The sequence below is a fragment of the Marseilla massiliensis genome (assembly GCF_016899955.1).
GTDB lineage: Bacteria > Bacteroidota > Bacteroidia > Bacteroidales > Bacteroidaceae > Prevotella > Prevotella intestinigallinarum.
On sequence record NZ_JACJJL010000066.1, the window covers coordinates 1 to 2642 of the forward strand.

The 2642-nt window shown below is 43.7% G+C and carries 3 protein-coding genes; 2 read left to right on the forward strand and 1 reads right to left on the reverse strand.

The features are described 5' to 3' along the window. Window positions 1-54: 54 nt before the first annotated feature. Window positions 55-1212, reverse strand: a complete 1158-nt coding sequence (locus H6B30_RS15800; RefSeq protein ID WP_205112217.1) for a site-specific integrase — start codon at window positions 1210-1212, stop codon at window positions 55-57. Between the two features lie 305 nt (window positions 1213-1517). Here H6B30_RS15800 and H6B30_RS15805 point away from each other — a divergent pair, with 305 nt between their 5' ends. Both H6B30_RS15805 and H6B30_RS15810 read left to right on the forward strand, forming a co-directional pair. After that, complete coding sequence (locus H6B30_RS15805) at window positions 1518-1862, forward strand: hypothetical protein (protein ID WP_205112218.1); 345 nt, start codon at window positions 1518-1520, stop codon at window positions 1860-1862. Window positions 1863-1941: 79 nt separating this feature from the next. Continuing rightward, the gene (locus H6B30_RS15810; protein ID WP_205112219.1) at window positions 1942-2568 is read left to right on the forward strand and encodes a DUF6630 family protein; all 627 of its coding nucleotides are present in this window, start codon (window positions 1942-1944) and stop codon (window positions 2566-2568) included. Window positions 2569-2642 lie beyond the last annotated feature (74 nt).

Here is a 2642-nt window from a genome sequence, read left to right on the forward strand (position 1 = left end):
TGACGATAGGATTATATTGAACCCAATCCTAACTTCTTGCTACAGAAGTATTTATCAAGCGACCAATCTGGGCGCACTCGCGTAAATTTGCGTGGTGGTTATGTTCGTATGCCCCAAAATCTTGCTTACGCTCTCTATCGGCATACCGTAATTCAATGCCAAAACAGCGAATGAATGACGGCTTAAGTGGAATGAAACCGGCTTTTCTATCCCGCATTTCTTCGCCACAGCCTTGATACGCTTGTTCACCATGTCAAGCGAGCCGATATTGAAAAGCCGCTTGTCAGTCCTGAACGACTCGTAACGTTTGATAATCTGCATCGGGATGTCCATCAGCTTGATTTGGAACGGTACGCCCGTCTTTTGGCGTTTCGACACAATCCACGGTGTGCCGTTCATTTCAACGATGTTGTCGGTAGTCAGGTTCTTAATGTCCGTGAACGAAATGCCCGTCCAGCACCCGAACAGGAACAAATCCCTTGCCAATGCGAAGTTGGGAATGTCCAGTTTGATTGCGCCCAATGCTCGCATCTCATCCTCCGTGAGAAAGCCACGCTCCTTGTGGTCGGGGTCAACGTGGTACATTGCAAACGGGTTTCTCGGTATCTTGCCGTTGTAGTGCGCCGTGGTGACAATGTGCTTCAACGGTATAGAGTATATCCATACGGACGATTGCGCCAGCCCGACCTCGTTGCGCAGGTACAGGCAGTAGTCACGGATGAAGTCCTCCGTCAGTTCGTTCATCGCCATGTCCGTCCGCTTGTACTGCCGCTTGATGAATTCCGCCACGTATTTGCGGACGGTCAGATACTTTTGGTACGTGCGCTTGGAGCGGTCTTTTCCCACCCGTTTGGCAAACGCCTCGTTCTCCTTGTCAAAGGCTCGCAACAAAGTTTCATACTCCGTTCCGATGCCTTGATAGGCGTTGCGCACCATTTCAGCCGTGACAAACGCCTCACGGTCGGAAAGCCGCTGGTAATGCTTCGTTATCTGCGCCTTGATGTTGTCAAGGGCATAGTTTACCGCCACCGCCTCGCGGCTCTTGCCTTTCGCCCTGTTGCCTTTGGCATCCCACAAATCCTTGGAGATGCGTTGCTTGCAACTGAACTGCGCGATAGTCCCGTTGATTGTAACCCGTCCCATGATGGGGACAATTCCGTTTTTCTCCTTGCTTCCGTTTACATAGAAGACTGTCTTGAAAGTACTCCTCATAATCCTACTTTTTGTTTGATGCAAAATTAGTTTACGGGAGTTGTAAAGGCAGAATGTAAACCTATGCAGAACGCAGAAATAGAGACCGTTAGTGTTAAATGTGCATCCGGTGTCGGGTAATGGTTTGGAAGTGCATCTATTGCTGCAATTCGCCTAAATCCGTTTTTACGCCCTTGCGCCATTCTGTGCCACTCGAAGCCAAACTCTCTGACCGTCAGTGAGAATGCTCAAATTCGCTTTATTCTGCGTTTCATCCTATTATTTTAGAAGAAAATACAGAATTGCTGCCTTACATATCCCATGCAATGTATGAAATTGGACTGGACAAAATTGGAGATGCAACAAAGAATATCGAACAAATTTTCCCTCTCAATATAGATGCCTTCTCTCTTGACGAAGACCAACTTTGTGAAGTTGTAAATTTCGTGCGTGGGAGCAGAGAAGGTAAGTATTTTACCATAACAATGGAAGAACTAAAAGGCTATACCCCAGAAGAAAGGAAACAAATAACAGCAAAATATTCAGAAGCATGTGAAAAATTAGAAGATGCTACTGAAAGTATGTGGGGGTATAATAGTCCTGACAATGAAGGCTGGGGAGTTGTAAGTCGATATTTGGAAAAGCACTTGCTGGACAACTTTTGGAAATAAATGCACATAACACGCACCTCAATCGCCTTAAAATGGCGATTAGATGCATCCCATTAACAACAAATAAAAAACATGAATTATGAACTACAAAAAAATGCTCGCAAAAGTTCTTGGAGAAAAAGAACTTGCAGAAATGAATGTGAAGGCTATAAAAGATGATGAAAGCCTGTTTGACGAGTTGACAAACAAGAAGTTCCTTTTGGTGGTGGACTGGAGTGGAGAAGATAAGGAAGGGATGCTCTACGGGTTCTTCGACAGCCGCCTGCAATCAATGCTGGGAATCCGGTTGGACGTTCCCGAAGAAGAAGTCTACCAAAAGTATAACCAAGAAATAGAAGACCCCCAACGAGGTGATTTTGTACCCTTTGCGTTATCCTATTTTGACAAGCGATTGGAAAAGCTCGGTGCAAGAATTGTATTGCTTGATTTGGGAACTGACACTTATAACATATTGTTGTCTTATAAAAAAGACGCCAAAAAACTTAAGTCTATAAAATCCGATTTTTGGAAACTATCAACTTTAGAGCAAAAGCAAGGTAGAGTGGTTATTTACATAGTATGCCCTAATTGTAAAGATACTGCATATTATGATATGTCTATTGAAGAAGAAAGCCATCAGGCAAATGTAAAATGCGAGGAATGTGGAACACTCTTTTGGGATGAAAATGCAAATGAAGTTGTAGAAATGGAAAAGACTTATTATTAACGTGAGTTCGATGAATTATAACTATTTGTAAATTTGGTGATTAGCGAAAATTGTTGTAACTTTATAGTGTTCAA